Origin of the sequence: Sneathiella sp. HT1-7 (genome assembly GCF_020731145.1) — a bacterium.
Taxonomy (GTDB): domain Bacteria; phylum Pseudomonadota; class Alphaproteobacteria; order Sneathiellales; family Sneathiellaceae; genus Sneathiella.
The window spans coordinates 20,079-42,426 of sequence record NZ_JAJFZN010000005.1; the positions used below are offsets into that span (position 1 = coordinate 20,079).

The window sequence follows — 22,348 nt, forward strand, 5'->3', positions numbered from 1 at the left end:
TAGGGCGCAACACCCACCATTTGTGAATTCGGTAATACCCAGGGGCAGGTAATATGCAGGAATATTTTGAATGGTTCCGGATCCTTTATGAAGAGACGGGGATAAACCTTCCCTTCTTATATGATTCCTATGACCGTAACCGGATGTTCCAAGGCTTTCTGATGACGATTAAATTATCCGTCGTCTGTCTTTTCTTCTCGGTCATCATCGGCATTATCGGCGCCTGGCTGCAAGGCTCCTCACTTAAATGGACGCGCCGAATTGTCGATGCCTATATTCAGCTGTTTAGAAATACGCCGCCGTTGGTCCAGCTCTATTTCTTCTATTTTGCCATCGGTTCGTTAATGCCGAAAGTCGCGACGGAGTGGGGGGGCGAAGCGCCGCTTCTGGGTAATTTTGCATGGGCCGTGATTTCGCTTTCCTTTTTTGCCGGTGCCTTCAACGTGGAAATTTTTCGGTCCGGTATCGAAGCTGTTCCTAACTCCACGGTTGAGGCGGCGGAAGCCTTGGGGTTTTCCAAATTTCAAATTTATAAAGACATTACTCTGCCGCTTGCCTTCCGGGTGTGTCTTCCCTCCCTCAACAACAATCTCGTAAACCTAGTGAAAACGACCACGCTTGCATATGCGATTGCTGTGCCGGAAATGCTGTATGAGGCTAATCAAATCTGGTCGGACAATGTTAATGTTACCGAAATGATGCTGTTCTTGCTGTTTGCCTATTTCATTCTCGTCGGGGCGTTGGTGTGGTGCACGAACCGGTGGGAACGGGCTTTAAGAATTCCGGGGTATGGATCATGAGAACAACGACTCTGAAATCTGTCCTGCCTGTATTACTGCCTGCCAAGGCTAAATCAGGCAGTTTATTCAGTTTCCGATTGAAGCTGTGGCACGGGATTATCCTGCTTTGCATTTGCCTGCTGACCTCGACAGCCGGATTTGCGCAATCGGATCCGATCAAAGCGTCCGTATTCGAAATTCTACTACGTTGGATGCCGTTGTTACTGACGGCATTTATTTTCAACATCGCCATTTCCATGCTGGCAATGGGGATTGGTACAGCGGCGGGAACCGTTCTTGGTCTTGGCCAGATCTCTCCGAACGCTGGGTTGCGCAAGTTCTGCTGGTTTATCACTCAATTCTTCCGCAACTCACCTTGGTTGGTTCTATTGTTTTTTGCGATGTTCCTTCTGCCTTTCGAATTTAGCATTGGCGGAATAGATATTCCGCTCCCTGACTGGCTGAAGGCAACGATTGGTCTGTCATTGCCGGTTATGGCCAATATGTCGGAGATTGTCCGGGGGGCGGTCAATTCATTGCCAAGTGGACAATGGGAGGCTGCGGAAAGCCTTGCTTATTCGCGTCGGCAGACCCTGTGGCTGGTTATATTGCCCCAATGTGTAAAACGCATGCTGCCGCCCTGGATGAACCTTTATTCCATATTGACGATGGCTACTGTACTTGCCTCGGTGGTTGGTGTTTCAGAGGTGATGACGACCACGGGTCGGGCTTTGGCGTCCGAAGGCGGCCGCCCGGATCTGCTTGCTCCTTTTTACTCATTCGTGCTCCTGATTTTCTTCATCTACTGCTATCCGATCGCGCGGTGGACAGTTTATTTGGAAAAGAAATTTGCGGTGAAAGGTTAGAATTTGATGACTTGGACAATAAACGAACCCATGGTTTCCATCCGTGATGTCTATAAGTCCTTTGGAGCCTTTGAAGTACTCAAAGGCATTTCGCTCGATGTCATGAAAGGTGAAGTTATCTGCATCATAGGGCCTTCCGGTTCCGGAAAATCCACACTTATACGCTGCATCAATGCCCTCAATGATATTCAGAAGGGCTCCATACTGGTTGAGGGACAGGAAGTAAATGACCCCAAGCTGGATAAACTGGAGCTTCGAAAGAAAGTTGGCATGGTTTTCCAGCAGTATAATCTTTTCCCTCATAAAACGGCCTTACAAAATATCATGATGGCGCCTGTCAGGGTGCTGAAACAGGATAAGGCAGAAGTTGAAAAAATTGCACGGGAACTGATTAGAAAGGTACGCCTCGAGGGGAAAGAAGACGCCTATCCGGGAGAACTATCCGGTGGGCAGCAACAGCGCGTTGCGATTGCCCGTTCGTTGGCCATGAATCCGGATGTTATCCTGTTCGATGAAGTGACAGCGGCTCTCGACCCGGAAACTGTTGGCGAGGTTCTGCAAACGATCAAGCTTTTAGCGGAAGAAGGGATGACGTGTATTCTTGTAACGCATGAAATGGCCTTTGCGCGTGAAGTTGCGGACCACATCTATTTTACGGATCGTGGTGTCATTGTTGAGCACGGTCCACCGGAGACTTTTTTCTCCGAGGCCAAGGATCCGAGAACGAAAGAGTTTCTAAGTCAGATTTTATAATCCCTGAAATTCCTGATTCAAATTGGAAAAGCCAAATTGCGGAGGCTTTTGGTAACATCGTCGCTTAAGACAGCCCGCGATAAGTTGCTCTTCTTACGGAGATGAAGTTTAAGATGACATCTGGCAGGCACTTAAAGCTGGGCATTGTTGGAGGACTAGGTGCGCGCGCGGGTGCTGACATTCTCAATCAAATAGTTCGGCTGACGCCTATCAGATCTGAAGGGGATCATCGAGAGATCTCCTTCGAACAAAAGCCGCTGATGGAAAGTATCTCCGCCGCAGACAAAGATTATGTCCCGACCCACCGCAAGTTCTATGTGTATGATACCCTGGCCCGCATGGAAAAAAACATGTGCGATGCTGCGCTTTTGCCATGTTTCATCACTCACACCTTTATCGAAGAATTGCGCGTGGAACTCGGAATTAAGCTAATTTCCATGATGGAAGCCATTGGCGAGTATATTCACGATCATTATTCCGGGGTTCATCGAATAGGTGTTCTGACAACACCTTATGTACGAGATAAAAGACTCTTTGATAATTTGTTGGGGCCGCAAATTGAGGTGATCTATCCTGATAAGGAAGCCCAATCGGAAATGCTGCAAGCCATCTATGGCACGGCGGGTTTTAAGGCCGGTCACAGCGGAAATGAAGTAAATGACCGCATTGCAAATGTTATTGCCAATCTTGTAAAAAATGATGCTGAAATCATCGTCCCGGGTATGACGGAAATACCCTTGATGAATATTAATATGAGTCGCCACAGGAACATTCCGCTCATCAACACCAACGAAGTCTATGCGCAATTCGCGTTGAGCCAAACTTCTGAAGTATATGGCAAACCGTTCAAGATCGGAATTGTCGGAGGTGTTGGACCCGCCGCGACAATAGATTTCATGTCCAAGCTCATTGCTGCGACTGAAGCGGAGCGCGATCAGGATCACATCAAACTTATGGTCGAGCAAAACCCGCAGATTCCAGATCGGACGTCAAATCTATTATCAGACGGGACGGATCCCACTCTCGCGCTGTATTCCACCTGCAAAAAACTGGAAAGTGGTGGCGCAGATATAATCGCAATTCCCTGCAATACTGCGCATGCGTATGTCGATCGCATTCAGCGTCATTTGAATATACCAATTGTCAATATTCTGACGGAAACCGTCGACCATATTCGCAAGAGTCGTCCGAAAATACGAAAGGTTGGGATTTTGGCGACATCAGGAACGATCGCTAGCTGTCTCTATCAGGAAGCTCTTCGCGCCGAAAATCTGGTGCCGGTCGTTCTTCAGTCCGATGTCCAGGCGAAGGTTATGGATGCGATTTACGGTGAGATGGGCGTCAAGGCGGGCCATAGAGAAGGTCTATGTCGGCAGCATATGATCGAAGCCATTTCGGCACTTGCGGATAATGGTGCCGAAGCTGTCATCATGGGTTGCACGGAACTACCACTCATCGCGCCCGAACAATGCGATACTCAATCTCTAATACTTTTTGATCCAACCCAAATTCTCGCTCGAAAATGCGTCGATTTTTCTGGAAAGCAAAAACTCCCGGCTTTGTAAAAAGAAAATGGCTTGTTGTCCTATTATTCATTTTCTACTCTTCCTGAATGAAAAGAACATAACCCATTTCGCTATTTCAAAACGTCACCTGAGATCATCCGCCTGAGTGTGATGATGTATATCAGATTTCCGTTGTCCCTTCGCAACGTTGAAGATTTACTTCATGAACGGGGTATCGACATTTACAACAAGACTGTGCGCTATTGATGGAATAAATTTGGCACACTGTTCGCGCGCGAAATTCGTGAGAAACGGGTCAGTCGACCTCAAAATTATTCGAACTGGAAATGGCATCTTGACGAAGTCTTCGTAAAGATCAATGGCGAGACATATTACATTCGGCGAACCATCGACCATGAGGACGAAGTGCTGGAAGTCTATGTTTCCAAGCGCCGAGATCGCAAGGCAGCGATCATATTTCTTAAGAAGCTTATGAAACGGTAAGGACGTCCGCATCAAATAGTGACGGATAGATTACGTTCATATTGTGCCGCGCTGGCGGAGTGGCAGCAGCTTAGTGCAGCACAATAGCGGGGCCTTTGTGCCATTTTACGTCATACGGAGACGAGGCCGCATTCGTCTGACAGCACCAAATATACTATTACGGGAAATTAAATTGGCCCGTTTAATCAACGGGCCAATTCAACTTACAGAAAGAATAATATATTGAGAACGATAAATATTGATTGATTACAGCTTAGATTTAATCTTATGTCCCTTGCGGAGCGTTTGTTGTGGTTTCGGTTTTTCGCCAATCGGCAGTGAAAAATCAATCATTGGCCGGAAGTCATTGTCACGGTATAGCGGCACTTGGTTGTCGGTAAACTTTGTTTTGTCTCCACGATACTCGCGAACTCCGCCGGGAATGGCATTATAGGCTGTCACTTTTTCTCTACTATCAAACGCGACAATATGGTTTTGAGCCCCGCGATTGCGGAAATAAGGTATGCTGAGCGTTGGCTTCCGACGGCTAGTTGTTGCTTTTTCCGCCATTCTAGTTGAAATGCCATAATAGCTCCGGTACGCCGCCGGAATATTTCCATTACTGTCCTTTACTTCGGAATACATTTTGTCGAATTGACTATTGGCCATTTTCAAAGCAGTAGCCATCATCATAAGCGCCTTCTTCTGCGACGTTTTCTTATTAATATTATCAGAATTAGTGCCACCGATGATGTCGTAAGCATTTGGGTCGGCATACTGCACATTTCTAAAAATGAAATGCAGGTTGTTGAGCATAATGCGGCCAATCGGATGAATGTTGGAACTTGTATCAAAAGTTAGCTTGCGTTTTGTACCATTAGAAAACTTCGGCTGTTTCAACTTGGAAAAGTTTGCGGTCCAGGCTCTTGCCAGACCTTCACGCGCCTCTTTTTCGCCCGCAAGAACAGGAATTTGGAACAAATTCGCAAATTCCTGCAACCAGAGCTGGAAAAGAACCTGACCGCCATTCACCCACCTATCTTCATCATAGCGCGTCAAATTATTCGCATCATCACGATATCCATTCCATGTGAGAATTTTTTTAAGTGCTTTGCGTTGATCGCCGTTTAACGAATTGACATCCAGTTTTTCCAGAAATTGTTTGAACTGACCGTAATAAACGTCCTTTAACGACAAAACTCCATTCGTCAAAGCCGTCGACAATACCGATGGCCGCGTGTTTTTCAGGGCGTCAACGATATACAGCGAACGATCCCACTGGAACCAGGCGGAATGGATATAGTCCGGATCCTGCATCATCAGGTAAGGTTTATGATTCCAACTCGTGATCGCGCCGTCATCTGTGGCATAATTAAGTTTATAATACTGAGGAGATTCTTTGCGCCAACCCTTGGTAGGAGACATTGGAATTGGCATGCGAAGATCAAATTTGGTCAAGAAGTTCATTGGATCGAAGGGATTCTTCGATTTGTCAACATTCGTACCGATGCGAGGCGGAATAACACCTGTCAAACGGAAGAGAATAATGCCGGATTTATGGGCCGCCACGACATTCAAGTTACCCCCGAAGGAATCATGCGCCTTTTGAAGTTCTTTTATTGTTTTCGCCTGACTTGCCTCAATGCCGGCGGCGAATGAGCGGATCGTCTGTCCTTCCCAACTCAGGCGCTTAACAAAGGCAACCGCTTTACTACCATTTTCGTTTTTATCCAACAAGACGACCGGCCAGTTGGTACCCCTAATATAATATCCTGTTACGCCAATTTCCCTAAGATCAGGGTTTTGCGCCAGTTCTAGACCTTCGGCGGATTTGTAATTCCCATTTGGGCTCATCGCAACATCTATACAGAAAAGATCGGAACTCCCGTTATTGGCGGCAGTCACCCCAAATGCAAGATTTCCATTTTGGCCGGTGAGAGGTGAAAAAGTACCGGGGAAAGTAGTGCCAGCATACCTGAAACCTTCTTCGCTGCTCAGATTAATCGGATAGAATAAGCTCGGATCAAGTGCGCCGGTCTGAGGACCGTTGATCAACAGGCTTTTCAAATTAGGGTCGACGCTTTTTCCGGCAACAGCCCAGAAGTTACTTGCCGTTGTCGGATACATTTCCGCGGCAGCAAGCTTTTGATCCGGGCGACCATTAACTTTTTTCACAAAGTCGGTTGCGGACGAATAAATGTGGCATTGCGCACTCTTATCTGACTCAAGAAACGCCCCTTCCATCATGTCGCGATATTGCGCCATCATTTTGCGCATCTTCGCGCCCTCTTCGTCGTTGGGCACCGGAATCTCCGTGGCTGCATTTGGATCAGCTACCCATTTACTCGTATTGAAAAGACGGCGGGCTCTTTCAAGATCGTTTGGGTTTGCGCTTTCCAGAGCTTTATAGAAGGCGAGACCGTTCAGCTGATCGTTTCTTGCTGAAAACATATCCATAATTCTATTATGGAAAACGTGGAATATGTCGAATCTGGTCCACTTCCCAGGGAACTCCCAATGATCTAGTGCGAGTTTAATTTGTTTGATTTCACCTTCATCCAAGGCATCTCCAAAAGAAAGTTGCGAGCGAATTTTTTTCTGCAACGGACCTGAATAGCAGGAGTTCTTTACCGCTTCTTTGCCATCTACAGAAGGCTTCGAATTAAGATCGGTCAAAAACTGGTTAATACCGGCGGCCATACAATCTGCAACGGCAAGGGGAAGCGTCGTTATATTGTCCTCCAAATTACCAAAGTTCTCTATTTCTTTATTTAGCTGGCTATGGATGTTTGGATACCGGCTTCTGATAATAACGTTGTAGGGGAAAACATTTTCATCTTTTTTTGAGTTTCCGTTAGCGAGGCGCAAAAGGGCGGCCATTTGACCTATTCTGTCTCGCGCCATGGAATAACCCAGCCCGTAGAACAATTCCTTATTAGTGGTAGCCCGGATGGCAGGGACACCAAATTCATCTCTATTTATCGAGAGCTCCGCAAACGCAGCACCTGGCAAAATAAATGTTGTAAAAAGGAAAGTGCATAGGGATCTTTTTGATATTCTACGCATTATTTTTCATCTCCTTGGTTAAAAAAAAGAAGACGTAAAAATTTTCTACTTTGTGAAAAGTAAAATTAAATATCGATCCGATAGTATTTTAATATTTGGAATTAATAATTCTACGTTCGGATTTGCATAATTTTTGTATTTGCAGTGCTGTTATTGCGTATTCGATAACAGTAACATCGAGTCGCGTAACGAACGAATGTAAAGGTCATCGACAGCCCGATTTGCTGCACCTGCATTTCGAATAGCTTGTACTCTAACGCTAATATCGACGGATAATGGTATTGCCTTTATGTCAATATGCGCGCTTGCAGCAGCTGTCAGGCTGTCTGAAATCCCGCAACAGCCAAGTGCTTCGGCCAACCGCGGTACAATTGCTGGGGAAACTGCGGTCATCAATCTTTTCGCTGAAATACCATGCTTTGTTAGTTCCCGGTCAATAAACCTGCCGACAGGCGCGCGGGTGAAAGGCATAACACAAGGGTATTCTTCCATAGCCGATATGGGGAAGACATCCTCCTGCGCCATGGGATGATTTTTCGGGACAATCATCACAATTTTCGTATGCCCTATGGTAGAAATCTTCAATTCTGGGGTTTCAGGTATTTCAGCGGCGAGGCCGACATCTATATTTCCCTCTCGAAGGGATTGTATTTGATTGGCGCTTGAGCCGACGTCCACCGATACATCAATTTCTGGGTATTCTTCCTTAACTCTTTTCAGGGCAACGGCGAGGAACGGGAACGAAAAGAAACTTGGAGCAGACATCAGGCGTAATGTTTGGCCTCGCCCCTCGCGAATTCCGGCAATGTCATTTTCAACCTGTCGTATTCTTTCGTATGCTCCTTCGCAAATTTGGAATAGGCGATGCGCTTCCCAGGTCGGTTTTATTCTCCCGCTTTTATTAATGAAAAGGCTGAGTTTTAAAGCGGCCTCAAAATCCCTGATGTGCCGGCTGACGGTGGGTTGCGCCAGATTTAGGCGGCGTGCAGCCTCACTTATACTGTTAGTCTCGTAAATAGTTTTGAAAATTTCGAGACGCTGGAGAGTTAGTATTCGCATTAGTCGATACCCAGTTTTGTATGCCGCACAATCTATAGTAAAAAGCTATGGATAGGCAATATATTTTCTATTGTGTTATTGAGCGGTGATTGCCATTCTCCTTTAAACAGGGAAAATAAAATGACATTGATCTGGACACCCTTTCTATTTCTAGTGGTCGCATTGATTTCCGGGACAGCCATTGCCTACCTCGTTGGTGGGTCCGCGGTAATCGGCTTCATTGTGTCTGATAACTCACAATTTTTGGCGGCTTTGCCGCAGCGGGTTTTTAGCCAGCTTGATGTCTTTGCGTTTCTTGCGATGCCATTGTTCATATTCGTTGGTGAATTGATGAACAGAGGCGGAATAGCCGATGCGCTGATCCGTTTTTCCTTGACCATCCTCGGTCGCTTCAAGGGAGGGCTCGGTCACGTCAATATTCTCACGAGCGTTTTTTTTGCAGGAGTATCAGGATCGGCAACGGCAGACGCTGCCGCACTCGGCAATACTCTGGTTCCGATTATGGAGAAAGAGGGCTATCCAAAGGAGTACGCAATCGCGATAACGGCGGCATCATCCATTATCGGGCCCATCATTCCACCCAGCATCATTTTAATTTTTTATGGTGCGCTGATGAACACTTCTGTCGTCGCATTGTTTGCTGCGGGTATTGTTCCCGGTTTGCTACTGGCCGTTATGCTTATGATTCTTAATAGTTTTTTTGCTGTTAAGTATGACCATCCTGGTGGCAGGGGGTCGGATATCCCCAAATTTTTCCCTGCGCTCTCGCATGCCCTTCCGGCCCTCAGTCTTCCGGTCATCATCTTGAGTGGAATTCTATTTGGTTTCATGACTCCGGCTGAGGCGGCCGCGTTGGCTGTTGTTGTTGCTGCCTTGGTCGGATTTATGTATCGGGAGCTTAATGTCACGAAAGTGATTGCCGCTGCCCATCGGACGATAATATTGACGGGTGCGATTTTCGTAATTCTCGTCGCCATTGCTACATTTGGGTATCTATCTTCTCTGGAGCAGATACCGCAATTGCTTGCTTCGTCGATAACGTCGATGGGGCTAGGGGCAACAGGATATATGTTAGTCCTCAACCTTATTTTGATTATTGCCGGAATGGTGATGGATGTTAAGGCTGCCGTCGCACTGCTTGCGCCTCTTCTTGTCCCACCGGCTCTCTTGATGGGGGTTGATCCGACGCATATGGGCATCGTCGTGGGCTTTAATCTGACAGTGGGCCTGTTGACACCTCCTCTGGGGGGTGTGCTGCTAATCTTGTCGACGGTAACCAATTTCAATTACTGGAGTATTGTTCGCGCCATTATCCCATTCCTGGTGGCTGAACTGTTCTTCTTGGGCTTCCTGATCTTCGTTCCGGAGATCAGCTTAGCGCTGCCAAGAGCTCTCGGATACTTGGGCTAACTTCTACACCAAATCTCGACAGTGCACCTGTCATAGTAAACGATATTTTTAACTTTCAATGGAGATTGATATTCATGAAACGTTTATTAGGTATTTCGATGGCTTTACTTTTGACCTTCTCGTCTGCAGCGATTGCGCAGGAAGTCAAAATTGCTCTCGCGGGAACGGAAGATATCCAGAAGAATGGGGAATATGTTTTTATTAAAGCTTTCGCCGATCATCTGAATGCTAACGGTATGAAGACAAAAGTTTTTCCATCAGATACCCTCGGGAAGGAAAAAGAGCGGTTCGACCAGGTTTCCCAAGGCCTGATTCAAGTCGACATGGCTAATTCAGCCGTCCTGTTCAAGCTCGCCCCTATTAGCAAGGGTATTTTTCTGCCTTTCCTGTTTTCTGGCAATGACCATTTCGATACAGCGATGAAAAGAGGGAAAATTATTGAAAAAATTAACAAGCAGATCGAACCGCACGGTGTGCGCCTCGCCGGATTTCCTATGCGAGGTGGTAGCGCGGGTCTCTTTAACACTAAGGTGCCGGTAAGCAAACTAGATGACGTTAAAGCGCTTCGAATTCGAGGTAAGGACGGCGAGCAAATTAAGTTGTTTGAGGCGTGGGGTACAAAAGGGACGGTCGTCAGCTGGGCGGAGGTCGCCAACGCTCTTCAAACAGGTGTTGCTGACGGCTACTTTAACCCTCCCGCATCGGCACTTCTTTATGGGCATACAGCAATTTTGAAGCATTTTACCCCTCTCGACAGTGGTGTTTCAGCTCGCGTTGCGCTGCTTTCCGAGGATTGGTACAGCGGCCTGGATGACAAAGATAAATCTGTCGTTGATGAAGCCGTCGCAAAGGGCATTGCCGCGAACCGTAAGTGGACTGAAGAGTGGAGTAAAAACGCTTTGAATATGCTTAAGGGTGAAGGCGTAACTATAACCGAATTGGAGCCTGGCGAGAGGGATCTCTTTGTCCAGGCAAGTCAGGCGATTTGGGAAGATATAGTTTCGAAAGATGATCTCGAAATTCTCATAGATGCTTCACAGTACCAAGGGAACTAATAATTTCTGGAAAGGCGAGTACCATGACGTCCATAACGAAGGCCATTACCAAGATAAGTAACGGTTGCGACCGAGTGGTTACAATTGCCGCCATAGCATTCCTCGGGGCGATGGTGTTTGCTATCGCCCTGCAGGTTGTGGCGAGGTATGTCTTTGACTCGCCTCCACCCTGGACAGAAGAAGTTGCCCGTTATGCAATGGTATGGGTCGGCTTGTTAGGGGCAACCGTGTCGTTTAAGGCCGGTTTCGACCCGGTTCTTGCCCGCGTACCCGATAATCTGCCAATCTTCTTGAAACGATGTGCCGGCCTGGTCCGGTGGGCTGCCGTGCTCATATTCTTACTGCCCATACTTTGGTACTCGTTTTTTGGTCCAGGCACTAACTTTGTCCGCGGATTTCTGGCAAGGCACTGGTATCTGGAGGCAGAGACTTTCGAAATATCGACCTTCTACGTTGCGATCGGAGTTCCGATATTCATTGTAGTGATACTTCTACATGGGCTTAGCCTTTCGCTCCTTCCAATAACGAAAAGAAATGAAGAAGAAAATGACTCTGTATAGTGATTTGGGTTTGGAAGCTGACCCTGAATTTTTTGAAGAGCTGGTAACGTTGCGCCGGGATATTCACAAATATCCGGAAACAGCATTTCAGGAAACACGAACAGCAGCAATCGTTGCCGCCGAGCTCGAAAAAGCAGGTATTTCGGTAAACTGCGGTCTGGCGGCAACAGGTGTCGTTGGTACTCTAAAAGGAAAGACCGCGAGCTCCCGAACTATCGGCCTGAGAGCAGACATGGACGCACTCTTCATCCATGAAAAAAACGAATTTGAATATAAATCGGTAAATGCTGGAAAAATGCATGCTTGTGGCCATGACGGACATACGGCAATGCTTCTGGGAGCGGCTAAGTATCTTGCGAAACATCGTAATTTTTCTGGAACCGTTCATTTTATATTCCAGCCCGCCGAAGAAAGTGAAGGCGGTGCCCGCGTAATGATCGAGCAAGGCTTGTTTGATAAATTTCCTTGTGACGTTGTTTATGGGATGCATAACATGCCGGGGCTTGGCGTTGGAAAATTTGTCATCAAATCTGGGCCGATGATGGCGGCCGGGGATACATGGCAGGTTGAGTTTGTCGGCACGGGTGGTCATGGAGCCGCTCCGCATCTGGCAACAGATCCGACGATGGCATCCGCCATGTTTATGAGCAATATTTCCACTGTTGTTGCCCGTAACGTCCCTGCTGTTGATTCTGCAGTGATTAGTATTGGACATATCGCAGCGGGTGAATTCAACTCGCCAAATATTATTCCATCCACTGTCCTGGTTCGGGGGACGGCGCGAAGCTATACGCCTGAAACGCGTGACAATATAGAGGCAAGACTGTCAGTTCTGGCGCAATCTTCAGCAAGCGCTTATGAGTGTCAGGCGAATTACAAATTCATCCGCCGTTATCCACCCTTGATTAATTGGCCGGACCAAACTGCTACTGCTATCGACGCGGCGACACTTACGACCGGGCATAAAAATGTCGACGGGAAAGGACAAGCTCTAGGTGGCTCTGAAGACTTCGCCTTCATGCTGGAAAAAGTGCCTGGAGCCTATATTCTGGTTGGGAACGGTGACAAGGAATCCAACAAATTTGTTCATAACTCTCTTTATGATTTCAACGATGAGGCATTGCCATACGGCGTGGCTTACTGGGTAAATCTTGTTGGTGTCGAGCTTGGTGGCGTTTCATGACAAAAGTCCCAGTCGCAAGCATATTGGCGGAATGGGCTGCAGATCTTCCGTCACCTAACTCGGATCTTAGTGATAGTCGGGCAAATAATGCCTTCATAGATACGTTGGCCTGTATTTTTGCAGGCAGTCAAGAAAAGGCGACGCTTTCCGTCCTCGATGCGGCACGTAAGATTCAAGGTGAAGGCAATCATACGATTTTCGGGCATGATGTGAAATTACCGCCCGCCGGAGCCGCCCTGGTCAATGGCATGGCCGCCCATGCGTTAGACTTTGATGACAATTTCCTACCCGGTTATACACATGCCAGCGCGGTCTTGGTGCCGACATTGATTGTCATCGGCGAGATGCAAAAACATTCGGGCCTACGATTGCGAGACGCTTATGTGGTTGGACTTGAATTGCAGGCCCGTGTTTCTTCGCTGCTAAATCCTGGTCACTACGGCGCCGGATGGCACTCTACATCCACGGTCGGCGTTATTGGTGCCGCGGGTGCTGCGGCGGCCTTAATGGGTTTGCCGCCTGAAAGTATTTGTTCCGCTATGAGCATTGGTTTCAGTCTTGCTGCTGGGTCAAAACTCCAGTTTGGGACTTCGACAAAGCCATTACACGCAGGTCTCGCGGCTCACAATGCGGTTTTGGCAGCCAGCATGGCGGCATCCGGTATCGGAGCTCAATCGGAGTTCCTGACAGGACGGTGGAGCTTTCAAGAGTTATATGGTCATGGGAAAAAGGTGGATGATCGCATAGCTCTCGAGGGCTTTGGAACGCATTGGGCTATTGAAGAGCACGGCTTGATGACGAAAAGATTTCCCTGTTGCGCTGCATCACATCTGGCGCTGGATGCCATTGAAATATTAAGGGAAAAATTGGGAGCGGATACCAGTGATCTTTGCAAGGTAACGGCGAGGCTCCCCAAGAGATTATATGATAACCTTCGCTTTGACCGTCCAACTACAGAAAATGAAGCAAGGTTTAGTTTTACCTATCCTGCAGCATGTCTGTTGCGTGAAGGCCATGTATCACTGCATCATTTCACGCCAGAAGCAATTCAAGATACGAAAAGAACGACACAATTGGAGTTATTCCGACGAGAGAGCGTTGATATGAGTCCGGACGACACCCCGATTTCGGTAACGCTTTTGGCCGAGTTTAAATCGGGCAGAAAAGAAGAGATCGTCGCAACGGACTTAATCGGCGGTTCAAACCAGCCTTTAAGTGAAGACGATCTGCAAAGGAAAATATCGGATTGTCTTGCTTGGTCTGGACTGGAGACGAAACGCTCCGTTATCGATAAATTTTCTGACCTCAAAAATATCCAAAGTCTCGAATGCTCCTAATGTCTGATTTGACGCCGTTGATGGCATATGAGGTATCTAGAGTTTTGGGCTGAAAAGGAGATATTTGGGCTGGGTTGCCACCTTTCTGATTCAGCTTTTTGATATCTCCCTGGAGGACGATGGCTGGCTCATCAGACTTATCCTCCTACTTAACCAATGCCCACAGTGGGAAATACACGTTGTCCCGCCATGGGCATTGGTTTTTTTGTTTGGGCAGTTTTTTTATCGAAGAGCTGCATGGGCTCTCTGTTTTTATTCTACTGCGGTCGCTGAGTGGTGAAGAAGCCACCGTATTCTTCTACCATGCAATCAAAATATCCTGCAGTCCCAACCACTGCCGCATTTCACATCGCGGTCAAAATAATCGATATATACAACTTTAAATAGTAATTATATTTTTTAAATACTCTCTATTAGTTCATCTAAGGAGAGAAAAATGTCTGATAAAGAGGTTTTAGCGGAAGAGAAAAAAACTGATGTTCAACAATTTAAAAAAGTCATTCTGTTAGCGGGTGGTGTTGGTCCTGCAGCGGGTGTTTCAGCGCACCATCAAATTGTCGGTCTGACGGATAACGGAAGTTGCAAGGATCAAGGGCATGCATCTGTCATTCATTTAAGTTTCTCGGGAAGTGTTCTGGACAGAACCGTTTGGTTATTTTCGGACCGAAAAGCGCCAAATCCAGGTGGTGAAATGGCAAAGGCTGTGAATCGAGCAATGGACGGCTTTATGAAACAAAATTGTAAAGTGGTGCTGGGGGTTCCCTGCAATACCTTTCATGCGCCGGCTATCTGGGATGTGTTTATAAAAAATCTTAATTTTGTAAATCGGATAAAAATCGTCCACATGATTGAAGAAACGGCTCAAGCAATCAAGAAAGTTAAAAAGAACAACGGTAAAGTACTTAAAGTTGGCCTTATGGCGACGGACGGAACGCGAAAATCAAAAGTTTACGATAACATCTTTAAGAAATACGGCGATCTGCAACTCGTTTTTCCAGAGGTTTTCGATCAAAAAAACATTATGGATGCCATTTACAACTCGAATTATGGGGTCAAGGGTCAGACGCCCGACATGCAAAAAGACCTTAAGTTAATTAATGGCGTTATCGACAAACTTCGCCAAAAAGGTGCAACCGCCTTTATCCTCGGTTGTACGGAACTTCCGCTTCCATTCCAGGCTGTCAATGGCAAGATTCCTAACGACTGTTTCGATCCAGCAAATATCCTTGTCAGAACTTTAATTACCCAAAGCGGGCATACTTTGAAGGGGCTTTTGAATATGAAGAAAGATGGCGAAAAGGACCCGATAACAGGGAACGATTTCCTCAATATACCGACCTCTGGGAAGTTTTTTGAGCGAATATATAGACCCTCGAAACTCTGAGGTTAGAGGATTTATAAGATGCATGGATGGCTTTGTCAGGAGAAAATTGCTTGATGGCTATTTACGCGTGGACTAGCCTCCGCGCATGACAAAAAAGGATACCTTCTGGAGTTTTAAAACCTTACCTGAGATTATCCGCCTCGCGATGATGATGTATGTCCGATTTCCGCTTTCTCTGCGAAATGTCGAAGACCTTCTTCATGAGCTCGGCATTGATATCAGCCACAAGACTGTGCGCTATTGGTGGAACAGATTTGGCCCCTGTTTGCGCGCGAGATCCGCAAGAATGTTGTAGAGGAGAATGCTCTCGATTATGTCGCGGGATACTTCATTGTCAATGAACTCTCTGAACGCGAATGGCAGGCTGAGCGTGAAGGACAGTGGACCAAAGGAAAAAGTCACGACACATTCGCCCCGCTTGGGCCTTGGTTTGTCACCGCAGATGACATTGCAGATCCCGGTGACGTGAACTTAAAGCTTACGGTGAATGGGGGGCCGGCAGGATGGATCAACAAAAACCATGATATTTGGGGTCGCGAAGGTCTTGAGCTATATTAGTGGTTTCATGACCTTGGAACCAGGTGATATCATCTCTACCGGGACGCCGCCTGGGGTAGGGCTGGGCATGAAACCGCCGCTCTATTTGAAAGAAGGGGATCGTATGCGCCTGCAAATCAATGGTCTTGGCCATCAAGAGCAGCTTGTCGTCAAGAAGGCAGATTGACTTCATCATGGCGAATTCGAACAATCCCGCAGTTTATGGTGAATTTGATATTGTCATAGTTGGCGCCGGATCTGCGGGGTGCGTGCTCGCGAATAGATTAAGCGCCGATGCGGACACCCGTGTTTTGCTGATTGAGGCAGGGGGAAGTGATAATCGGTTCTGGATCCATGTCCCTGTTGGGTATCTCTATTGCATGGGGAATCCCAAGACGGATTGGTGCTATAAGACCGAGCCGGAAGAAGGACTAAATGGGCGCTCCCTCGCCTATCCTCGAGGTAAGGTGCTTGGCGGCTGTTCCTCCATCAATGGCATGATTTACATGCGCGGGCAGGCGCGCGATTATGATATATGGCGTCAGCAGGGCAATATCGGTTGGGGGTGGGATGACTTACTGCCCTATTTCAAAAAATCTGAACATCATTATGGCGCGGCGGACGAGTTTCACGGCACGGATGGGGAGCTGTTGGTTGAAAAACAGCGTCTGGCTTGGCCCGCTCTGGACGCAGTGCGTGAAGCGGCAGAAGAACTTGATATTGCGCGGACTGATGATTTTAATTCGGGTGACAATGAAGGATCTGGCTACTTTCCGGTGAACCAGAAAAAAGGCATCCGATGGAATGCCCGAAAGGCATTTATTGATCCAGTCCGTAATCGTAGCAATCTCACGATATTAAAAAATGCCCAAGTGGAGAAACTGATATTCGAGGGCAAGCGGGTTGTTGGACTGGAATTCAGACGCAATAATGTGGTTGAACAGGTTACAGCCCGGAAAGAAGTTATTCTTTCTGCGGGCTCCATTGGTACACCGCAAATTCTCCAGCTTTCAGGAATTGGCCCGTCGCAAGTTCTGAAGGATAAATCTATCCCGGTCATTCATGAACTCAAAGGCGTCGGCGAGAACCTGCAGGATCATTTGCAGATCAGGACAATTTTCGGAATTGAAGGGGCCGCCACGTTGAATGAACGCTCCAATAGCCTTTTTGGCAAATTGTCGATTGCCGCGGAGTATTTTCTTAAGCAGTCGGGTCCGATGGCGATGGCACCCAGTCAGCTTGGCATATTTACAAAATCGTCAGATGAATATGACACGGCGAATATCGAATATCATGTTCAGCCTTTGTCACTGGACGCTTTCGGAGAACCCTTACATAAGTTTCCGGCCATTACTGTCTCTGTCTGTAACTTGCGACCGGAAAGCCGTGGCACATGCCATATTCGAAGCAATGACCCGAGTGATTTTCCTGTAATCAAACCCAATTACCTTTCAACGGTGACGGACCGAAACGTCGCGGTGGACAGTATTCTGCATGCCCGAAAATTGATGGCGACAAAAAGAATGACTGAGTTTTCACCTGTCGAGCTCAAGCCCGGCGCGGATATTTGCACCGCGGAGGAATTGGCGAAAGCAGCGGGAGACATTTCGACGACGATATTCCATCCTGTGGGAACAGCTAAGATGGGTAATGATGAAAATGCCGTCGTAGATGACCAACTCCGCGTTCACGGCGTCGGTGGGTTGAGAATTGTTGATGCGTCTATCATGCCGACCATAACTTCCGGCAATACTCACGCTCCGGTCACCATGATAGCTGAAAAAGCGGCGGATCTGATCGCATTAACACGTTAGTCGATCTATTTACTAACGCGGCATTATAATATGACGTTTTCTTAATGGATTATTGCGCGTCAATGCCTTTTCGGACTGTCATATCGCGAAAAAAACTAACCGCTAGTTATGAAGATCCCTACTTGCTAATACGGCTAGCTGATGGCTATCAGTCACAGTAATTTTCTTTCGGCTGCTCTTAACTATTCCCTTGTTTTCCCACGCACTTAGGAGTCGGGAAACGGTATGTAGTGTCGTGCCGGTCATTTCTGAAATATCCTGCCGTGATATGGGAAAAGAGATCAAAATGCCGTCGTCGGTTTTTTGTCCTGTCTGATTGGCGAGTTTTGAAATGGCCTTGGCGACACGTTGTTCGACCCGTTCCGTCGCCATCTCCACCATTTTGTTCTGTGCCTCCTGAAGACGCGCGCCGACTGTTTTGTATGTGTTGGTCGCAAATGTTGGATACCTGTCAGTGATAGTTTGCCAATATGATCCGGGCCAAGATAACGCTATGCAGTCTACTGCGGCCACGGCGTTGGCCGGATAGCTATCGAGGCTAAGCGCTTGCGCAATCCCGAAGAGTTCACCGCTTGATATATAGCGGGCGATCATCTGATCTCCATCGGGGGTAACTCTGACAACGCGGATATGTCCGTCCAGCAGCAGGAAAAAAGAATGCGCTTCTTCCCCCTGACGGAAAATTGTTCTGCCCATTTCATATCGTTCCGACCTTGCTTTTGAGAGCAATTCAACAAGATTTTGACGCTCTATTCCGCGAAAAGGCGGGACATCGGCGATGAGAGAGGCGTCCAGCAAAGACATAGAAAAATCCTGTTCAATATTTGTCGAAACGCAAATCAATAGTGGCGCTGGCTTGATATACTAAGGCAACATGAATTCCCATAATTTGTGAAAGATATACTACGCGAAAGCAGCCGGATATCGCAATTCTAATGGCGGATGGATTTCTTGATGGCTATTCCAAGACTAAAAAAATATCGGGGCCCCGCTCTTCTGAGCTATGGCTATCGCCCATTTTTCATGTTTGGCGCTCTTTATGGTGGCGCCTCAATTTTGCTCTGGCTGCCCCTTTTCTATGGAGAGCTTACGCTTTCTACGGAATTTGCTGTCGTGGACTGGCATATTCATGAGATGTTTTTTGGCTTCCTGAGTGCAGTGATTACAGGATTTCTGTTCACCGCAATTCCCAACTGGACCGGTCGTATGCCGATTCAGGGAATTCCTTTGCTCTTTCTTCTATTGATCTGGGTAGCAGGAAGGATCGCTGTTACCTATTCAAGCCATATTGGATGGATCGCGGCTATGATAATTGATGTGGCGTTTCTTGCGATCATACTTGCGGTTCTAGCCAACGAGATTATCGCCGGTAAGAACTGGCGCAATCTCAAGGTTCTTTTTCCGCTCGGCTTGCTGATTGCGGCGAATACAGGGTTCCATCTGGAAGCGCATTTCTACGGTTTGAGTGATATTAGCCGGCGGCTCGCAATGGCGGCCGCTATTATACTTATAATGTTGATTGGTGGGCGTATAGTTCCGAGCTTCACCCGAAACTGGCTCGTGCAGAATAATCCCGGCCGCTTGCCTGTTCCCTTCAATCGATTTGATGTTGTGACTATTGGCGTCGCGATTGTTGGCATGACAGCCTGGATCATCAATGATGTGGATGTTTACACGGGCATAGTTTTGTTACTGGCAGCGGCAATGAATTTTTGCCGGTTGGCCCGATGGGGTGGGGATCGTACGCTACGGGAGCCTTTGGTGCTTGTATTGCATCTCAGCTATCTTTTTATTCCAGTCGGGTTCACCCTTCTGGGGCTGGCAGGGTTGTTTCCGGATAGCTTTTCTGCCCTTGCGGGTATTCATGCGCTGGCCACCGGTGCGGTTGGCGCGATGACGCTTTCTGTAATGCTTCGGGCTACGCTTGGACATTCAGGCCAGGCCATTCGTGCCGGAACTGCTGCGAACCTGATATTTGCGTGTATTTATCTATCTGCCACGTCCAGGATTGCGGCTGAGTTCTGGGGCGACAATTACAACGTTCTTTTACATATCTCAGCGTTTGCCTGGTTTTTTGCCTTTGTCGGGTTTGGCATTGCTTTTGCCCCGTTATTTCTAAAAAGGAAAAGATAACCCAGGACAGTAGGAAAAACTAATGTGAGCTTGTTTAAGAACAAATAAGCGGAAAAATTAGCAGCTAAATTATGCCAAGTATCTGAATTAATCCGACCGTTGGCGAAGTGTCGTCGCAGGATAAATTAAAAGGATCTGGCGACGAGATGCAAAATCGAGCTCCGACAGGATTGACTAAAAAAGCTTTGGCTAGGCTTATAGTTTTTAGTCTGTGTGGATATCTTTTGACCATCGCATTCGGCCATGCGGCGCAACCCGGAAAACTTTCCAGCTACCTCGAAAATATTTCTCCATCTGAAATGCTTGCGGGTGCGGATAAGTATGGGCAGTTAATCGAGAATACGCCTGTGGTTCCGGTGATGAGCGGGAACAATGTTGTTGGCTATGTTTTTCTGAATACGGATTTTGTTGGTGCAATAGGCTATTCCGGGAAACCGATTGAAGTTCTTATCGCCATGACCCCGGAGGGACGTATCGCCGCGGGTCGTCTCATGCATCATGCAGAACCAATTGTGCTTTCAGGTATTCCAGAGCAGAAGATTATCGATTTCATTGAGGGCTATAAAGATACCGATATTCTTAAATTGGCGCGGGAAAAAGGTGGAGAGCCACCGCCAGTTGATATTGTATCCGGTGCGACGGTTACTGTTATGGTTATCGATGATAGTATCAAAAGGGCCGCAGTTCGTGCTGCTGCTGCTTTGGGCCTTGGCGGCTTGCAGGGAGTATCACGCGCCACCTCTCCAAAAAAATCTCTCGTCATCGAAGATGGTGATGTTGAAGACTGGCAAACCCTTCTTGGAAACGGGTCCGTCCGTCGCTTGCGCCTTAATCTGAAGGATGTAAACGACGCCTTTATTGCGCAAGGCAATGCGAAGGCGATAGAGCGACCGGAACTTGGCGGTGATGATGAGGTTTTTATCGATCTTTATGTTGCGTCACTCGCTATCCCGACAATTGCCCGTAGTCTTTTAGGTGTGCGTGAGTACCAAAATCTTCAAAAAAAACTGAAGCCCGGACAAAATGCGTTTCTGGTTATGGGATCCGGGCGTTATTCCTTTCGGGGGTCGGGGTATGTCCGCGGCGGCATCTTTGATCGGATACAGGTCGTTCAGGGCGAGGAGGCATTTCGCTTTAGGGATCGGGGATACAAGAACCTCGGTCGCGTCGAGGCGGAAGGCGCGCCTGATTTCAAAGAAGTTGCCCTCTTCAGAACGTCCAAGGGAGCTATCTTCGACCCTGCCGAACCATGGGAACTTCAACTCCTCGTGCAAAGAGCCATTGGCGCCCTCGAAAAAGTATTTGTGGCATTCGAGCTTAACTATCAGTTTCCCGACCAATATGTGAAAACAGAGGCTCTTCCGGACACTGCGGCACCCGTCGAACAGAGCACCTCAACTTTTGAAGCTGAGGATACAGCTGCCGCGAATGCTCTATGGCAGCGCATCTGGAAACAAAAGTTACCTGAAATCGTTGTCCTTGTATGCGCCCTCGTCATTCTGACTATTCTTTTCTTCGTTCAGGATCAGGTTGTTCGCAGCAAGAAATTCACAGACTGGTTCCGCATCGGCTTCTTGACTTTCACTTTGTTCGGGATTGGCTTCTATGCGCAGGCCCAGCTATCAGTCGTCAATGTGTTTGTCTTTGTCAACGCCCTGCTGACGGATTTCCAGTGGCAGTTCTTCCTGATGGAGCCCTTGATCTTCATCCTGTGGTGCTCTGTCGCCGTCTCCCTGATTTTCTGGGGACGGGGTGCTTTTTGCGGATGGCTTTGTCCTTTCGGTGCCTTGCAGGAACTCACCAACAAAATCGCCCGGTTTGTCGGCATCAAGCAGTTTACAGTTCCCTGGTGGCTGCATGAACGCCTTTGGCCCATCAAATACATCATTTTCTTAGGGTTGCTCGGCCTCTCCATATACTCGCTGCACCTTGCAGAAACATTTGCAGAGGTTGAGCCATTCCGCACCTCCATTGTGCTGCGGTTCATGCGGGGCTGGCCGTATCTCCTGTTCGTGTTCTCGCTATTGTTTGCAGGTCTATTTATTGAGCGGTTCTTCTGTCGGTATTTGTGCCCACTAGGTGCGGCGCTTGCCATCCCCGGTAAGCTGGCCATGTTCAACTGGCTGAAAAGATATCGAAACTGCGGTGATCCCTGTCAGACATGTGCCAAGGAATGCATGGTCCAGGCTATCGATCCGCTTGGCAACATTAACCCGAATGAGTGCCTCTATTGCCTGCATTGCCAGGTGAATTACTACGACGAGGATGTTTGCCCGGTTGTTATTCATGCACTTGCCAAGGCGCGCAAAATGGACCCTGCCGCGAAGAACACGGTTGCCGATCAAGACCCAGCCTATCGCAGGGGGCGACGGCTAAATCAGCCCAGAGCCTATGAGTAGACTTACAGGTTGCCACAGAAACAAG

Annotated in this window: 16 protein-coding genes and 2 pseudogenes; 15 read left to right on the forward strand and 3 right to left on the reverse strand. The window is 47.7% G+C overall.

Annotated elements, in window-relative coordinates:
• The first annotated feature begins 53 nt into the window (after window positions 1-53).
• The 5 genes and pseudogenes from LKE13_RS16295 to LKE13_RS18955 form a co-directional block, all read left to right on the forward strand.
• Window positions 54-800 carry an amino acid ABC transporter permease gene (locus LKE13_RS16295; RefSeq protein ID WP_227952458.1) on the forward strand — a complete coding sequence of 249 codons (747 nt, stop codon included), beginning with the start codon at window positions 54-56 and terminating at the stop codon, window positions 798-800.
• Window positions 797-1,645 carry an amino acid ABC transporter permease gene (locus LKE13_RS16300; RefSeq protein ID WP_227952460.1) on the forward strand — a complete coding sequence of 283 codons (849 nt, stop codon included), beginning with the start codon at window positions 797-799 and terminating at the stop codon, window positions 1,643-1,645. The genes LKE13_RS16295 and LKE13_RS16300 overlap by 4 nt, the downstream gene beginning before the upstream one ends.
• Before the next feature lie 6 nt (window positions 1,646-1,651).
• A complete protein-coding gene (locus LKE13_RS16305) occupies window positions 1,652-2,398 on the forward strand; it encodes an amino acid ABC transporter ATP-binding protein (protein WP_321576150.1) in 747 nt (248 codons plus the stop codon).
• A 113-nt stretch (window positions 2,399-2,511) separates the two neighbouring features.
• Window positions 2,512-3,963, forward strand: a complete 1,452-nt coding sequence (locus LKE13_RS16310; RefSeq protein ID WP_227952461.1) for an aspartate/glutamate racemase family protein — start codon at window positions 2,512-2,514, stop codon at window positions 3,961-3,963.
• Between the two features lie 111 nt (window positions 3,964-4,074).
• Window positions 4,075-4,404, forward strand: a pseudogene (locus LKE13_RS18955) (DDE-type integrase/transposase/recombinase); the annotation flags it as partial.
• Window positions 4,405-4,653: 249 nt separating this feature from the next.
• Here the strand turns inward: LKE13_RS18955 and LKE13_RS16320 are convergent.
• Both LKE13_RS16320 and LKE13_RS16325 read right to left on the reverse strand, forming a co-directional pair.
• The gene (locus LKE13_RS16320; RefSeq protein WP_227952463.1) at window positions 4,654-7,452 is read right to left on the reverse strand and encodes a penicillin acylase family protein; all 2,799 of its coding nucleotides are present in this window, start codon (window positions 7,450-7,452) and stop codon (window positions 4,654-4,656) included.
• Between the two features lie 150 nt (window positions 7,453-7,602).
• Window positions 7,603-8,511 (reverse strand): LysR family transcriptional regulator, encoded by a 909-nt coding sequence (locus LKE13_RS16325; RefSeq protein ID WP_227952465.1) that lies wholly within the window; start codon window positions 8,509-8,511, stop codon window positions 7,603-7,605.
• A gap of 120 nt (window positions 8,512-8,631) precedes the next feature.
• Between LKE13_RS16325 and LKE13_RS16330 the strand changes: the two genes are divergently transcribed.
• The 8 genes and pseudogenes from LKE13_RS16330 (at window position 8,632) to LKE13_RS16365 (ending at window position 17,791) form a co-directional block, all read left to right on the forward strand.
• Entirely contained in the window at window positions 8,632-9,921 is a 1,290-nt protein-coding gene (locus LKE13_RS16330) for a TRAP transporter large permease (protein ID WP_227952467.1), read from the forward strand.
• A 74-nt stretch (window positions 9,922-9,995) separates the two neighbouring features.
• Window positions 9,996-10,976 (forward strand): TRAP transporter substrate-binding protein, encoded by a 981-nt coding sequence (locus LKE13_RS16335; protein ID WP_227952469.1) that lies wholly within the window; start codon window positions 9,996-9,998, stop codon window positions 10,974-10,976.
• A gap of 23 nt (window positions 10,977-10,999) precedes the next feature.
• Window positions 11,000-11,536: a TRAP transporter small permease gene (locus tag LKE13_RS16340; protein ID WP_227952478.1), complete on the forward strand. Its 537-nt coding sequence runs from the start codon at window positions 11,000-11,002 to the stop codon at window positions 11,534-11,536.
• Window positions 11,523-12,719 carry a M20 aminoacylase family protein gene (locus LKE13_RS16345; protein WP_227952479.1) on the forward strand — a complete coding sequence of 399 codons (1,197 nt, stop codon included), beginning with the start codon at window positions 11,523-11,525 and terminating at the stop codon, window positions 12,717-12,719. Before LKE13_RS16340 ends, LKE13_RS16345 begins: the two co-directional genes overlap by 14 nt.
• Window positions 12,716-14,056 (forward strand): MmgE/PrpD family protein, encoded by a 1,341-nt coding sequence (locus tag LKE13_RS16350; protein WP_227952481.1) that lies wholly within the window; start codon window positions 12,716-12,718, stop codon window positions 14,054-14,056. Before LKE13_RS16345 ends, LKE13_RS16350 begins: the two co-directional genes overlap by 4 nt.
• Before the next feature lie 436 nt (window positions 14,057-14,492).
• Window positions 14,493-15,440 (forward strand): aspartate/glutamate racemase family protein, encoded by a 948-nt coding sequence (locus LKE13_RS16355; RefSeq protein ID WP_227952483.1) that lies wholly within the window; start codon window positions 14,493-14,495, stop codon window positions 15,438-15,440.
• An 85-nt stretch (window positions 15,441-15,525) separates the two neighbouring features.
• A pseudogene (locus LKE13_RS16360) lies at window positions 15,526-16,164 on the forward strand (fumarylacetoacetate hydrolase family protein).
• Window positions 16,165-16,171: 7 nt separating this feature from the next.
• Window positions 16,172-17,791 (forward strand): GMC family oxidoreductase, encoded by a 1,620-nt coding sequence (locus tag LKE13_RS16365; RefSeq protein WP_227952485.1) that lies wholly within the window; start codon window positions 16,172-16,174, stop codon window positions 17,789-17,791.
• Window positions 17,792-17,893: 102 nt separating this feature from the next.
• Here LKE13_RS16365 and LKE13_RS16370 read toward each other — a convergent pair whose 3' ends face one another.
• Window positions 17,894-18,595 carry a Crp/Fnr family transcriptional regulator gene (locus LKE13_RS16370; RefSeq protein WP_227952487.1) on the reverse strand — a complete coding sequence of 234 codons (702 nt, stop codon included), beginning with the start codon at window positions 18,593-18,595 and terminating at the stop codon, window positions 17,894-17,896.
• Window positions 18,596-18,745: 150 nt separating this feature from the next.
• On the opposite strand from LKE13_RS16370, the gene LKE13_RS16375 reads away from it, so the two are divergent.
• Window positions 18,746-19,924 (forward strand): NnrS family protein, encoded by a 1,179-nt coding sequence (locus LKE13_RS16375; RefSeq protein WP_227952489.1) that lies wholly within the window; start codon window positions 18,746-18,748, stop codon window positions 19,922-19,924.
• 224 nt (window positions 19,925-20,148) lie between these two features.
• Window positions 20,149-22,323, forward strand: coding sequence for a NosR/NirI family protein (locus LKE13_RS16380; protein WP_227952491.1), 2,175 nt, complete (start codon window positions 20,149-20,151; stop codon window positions 22,321-22,323).
• Window positions 22,324-22,348: the final 25 nt, after the last annotated feature.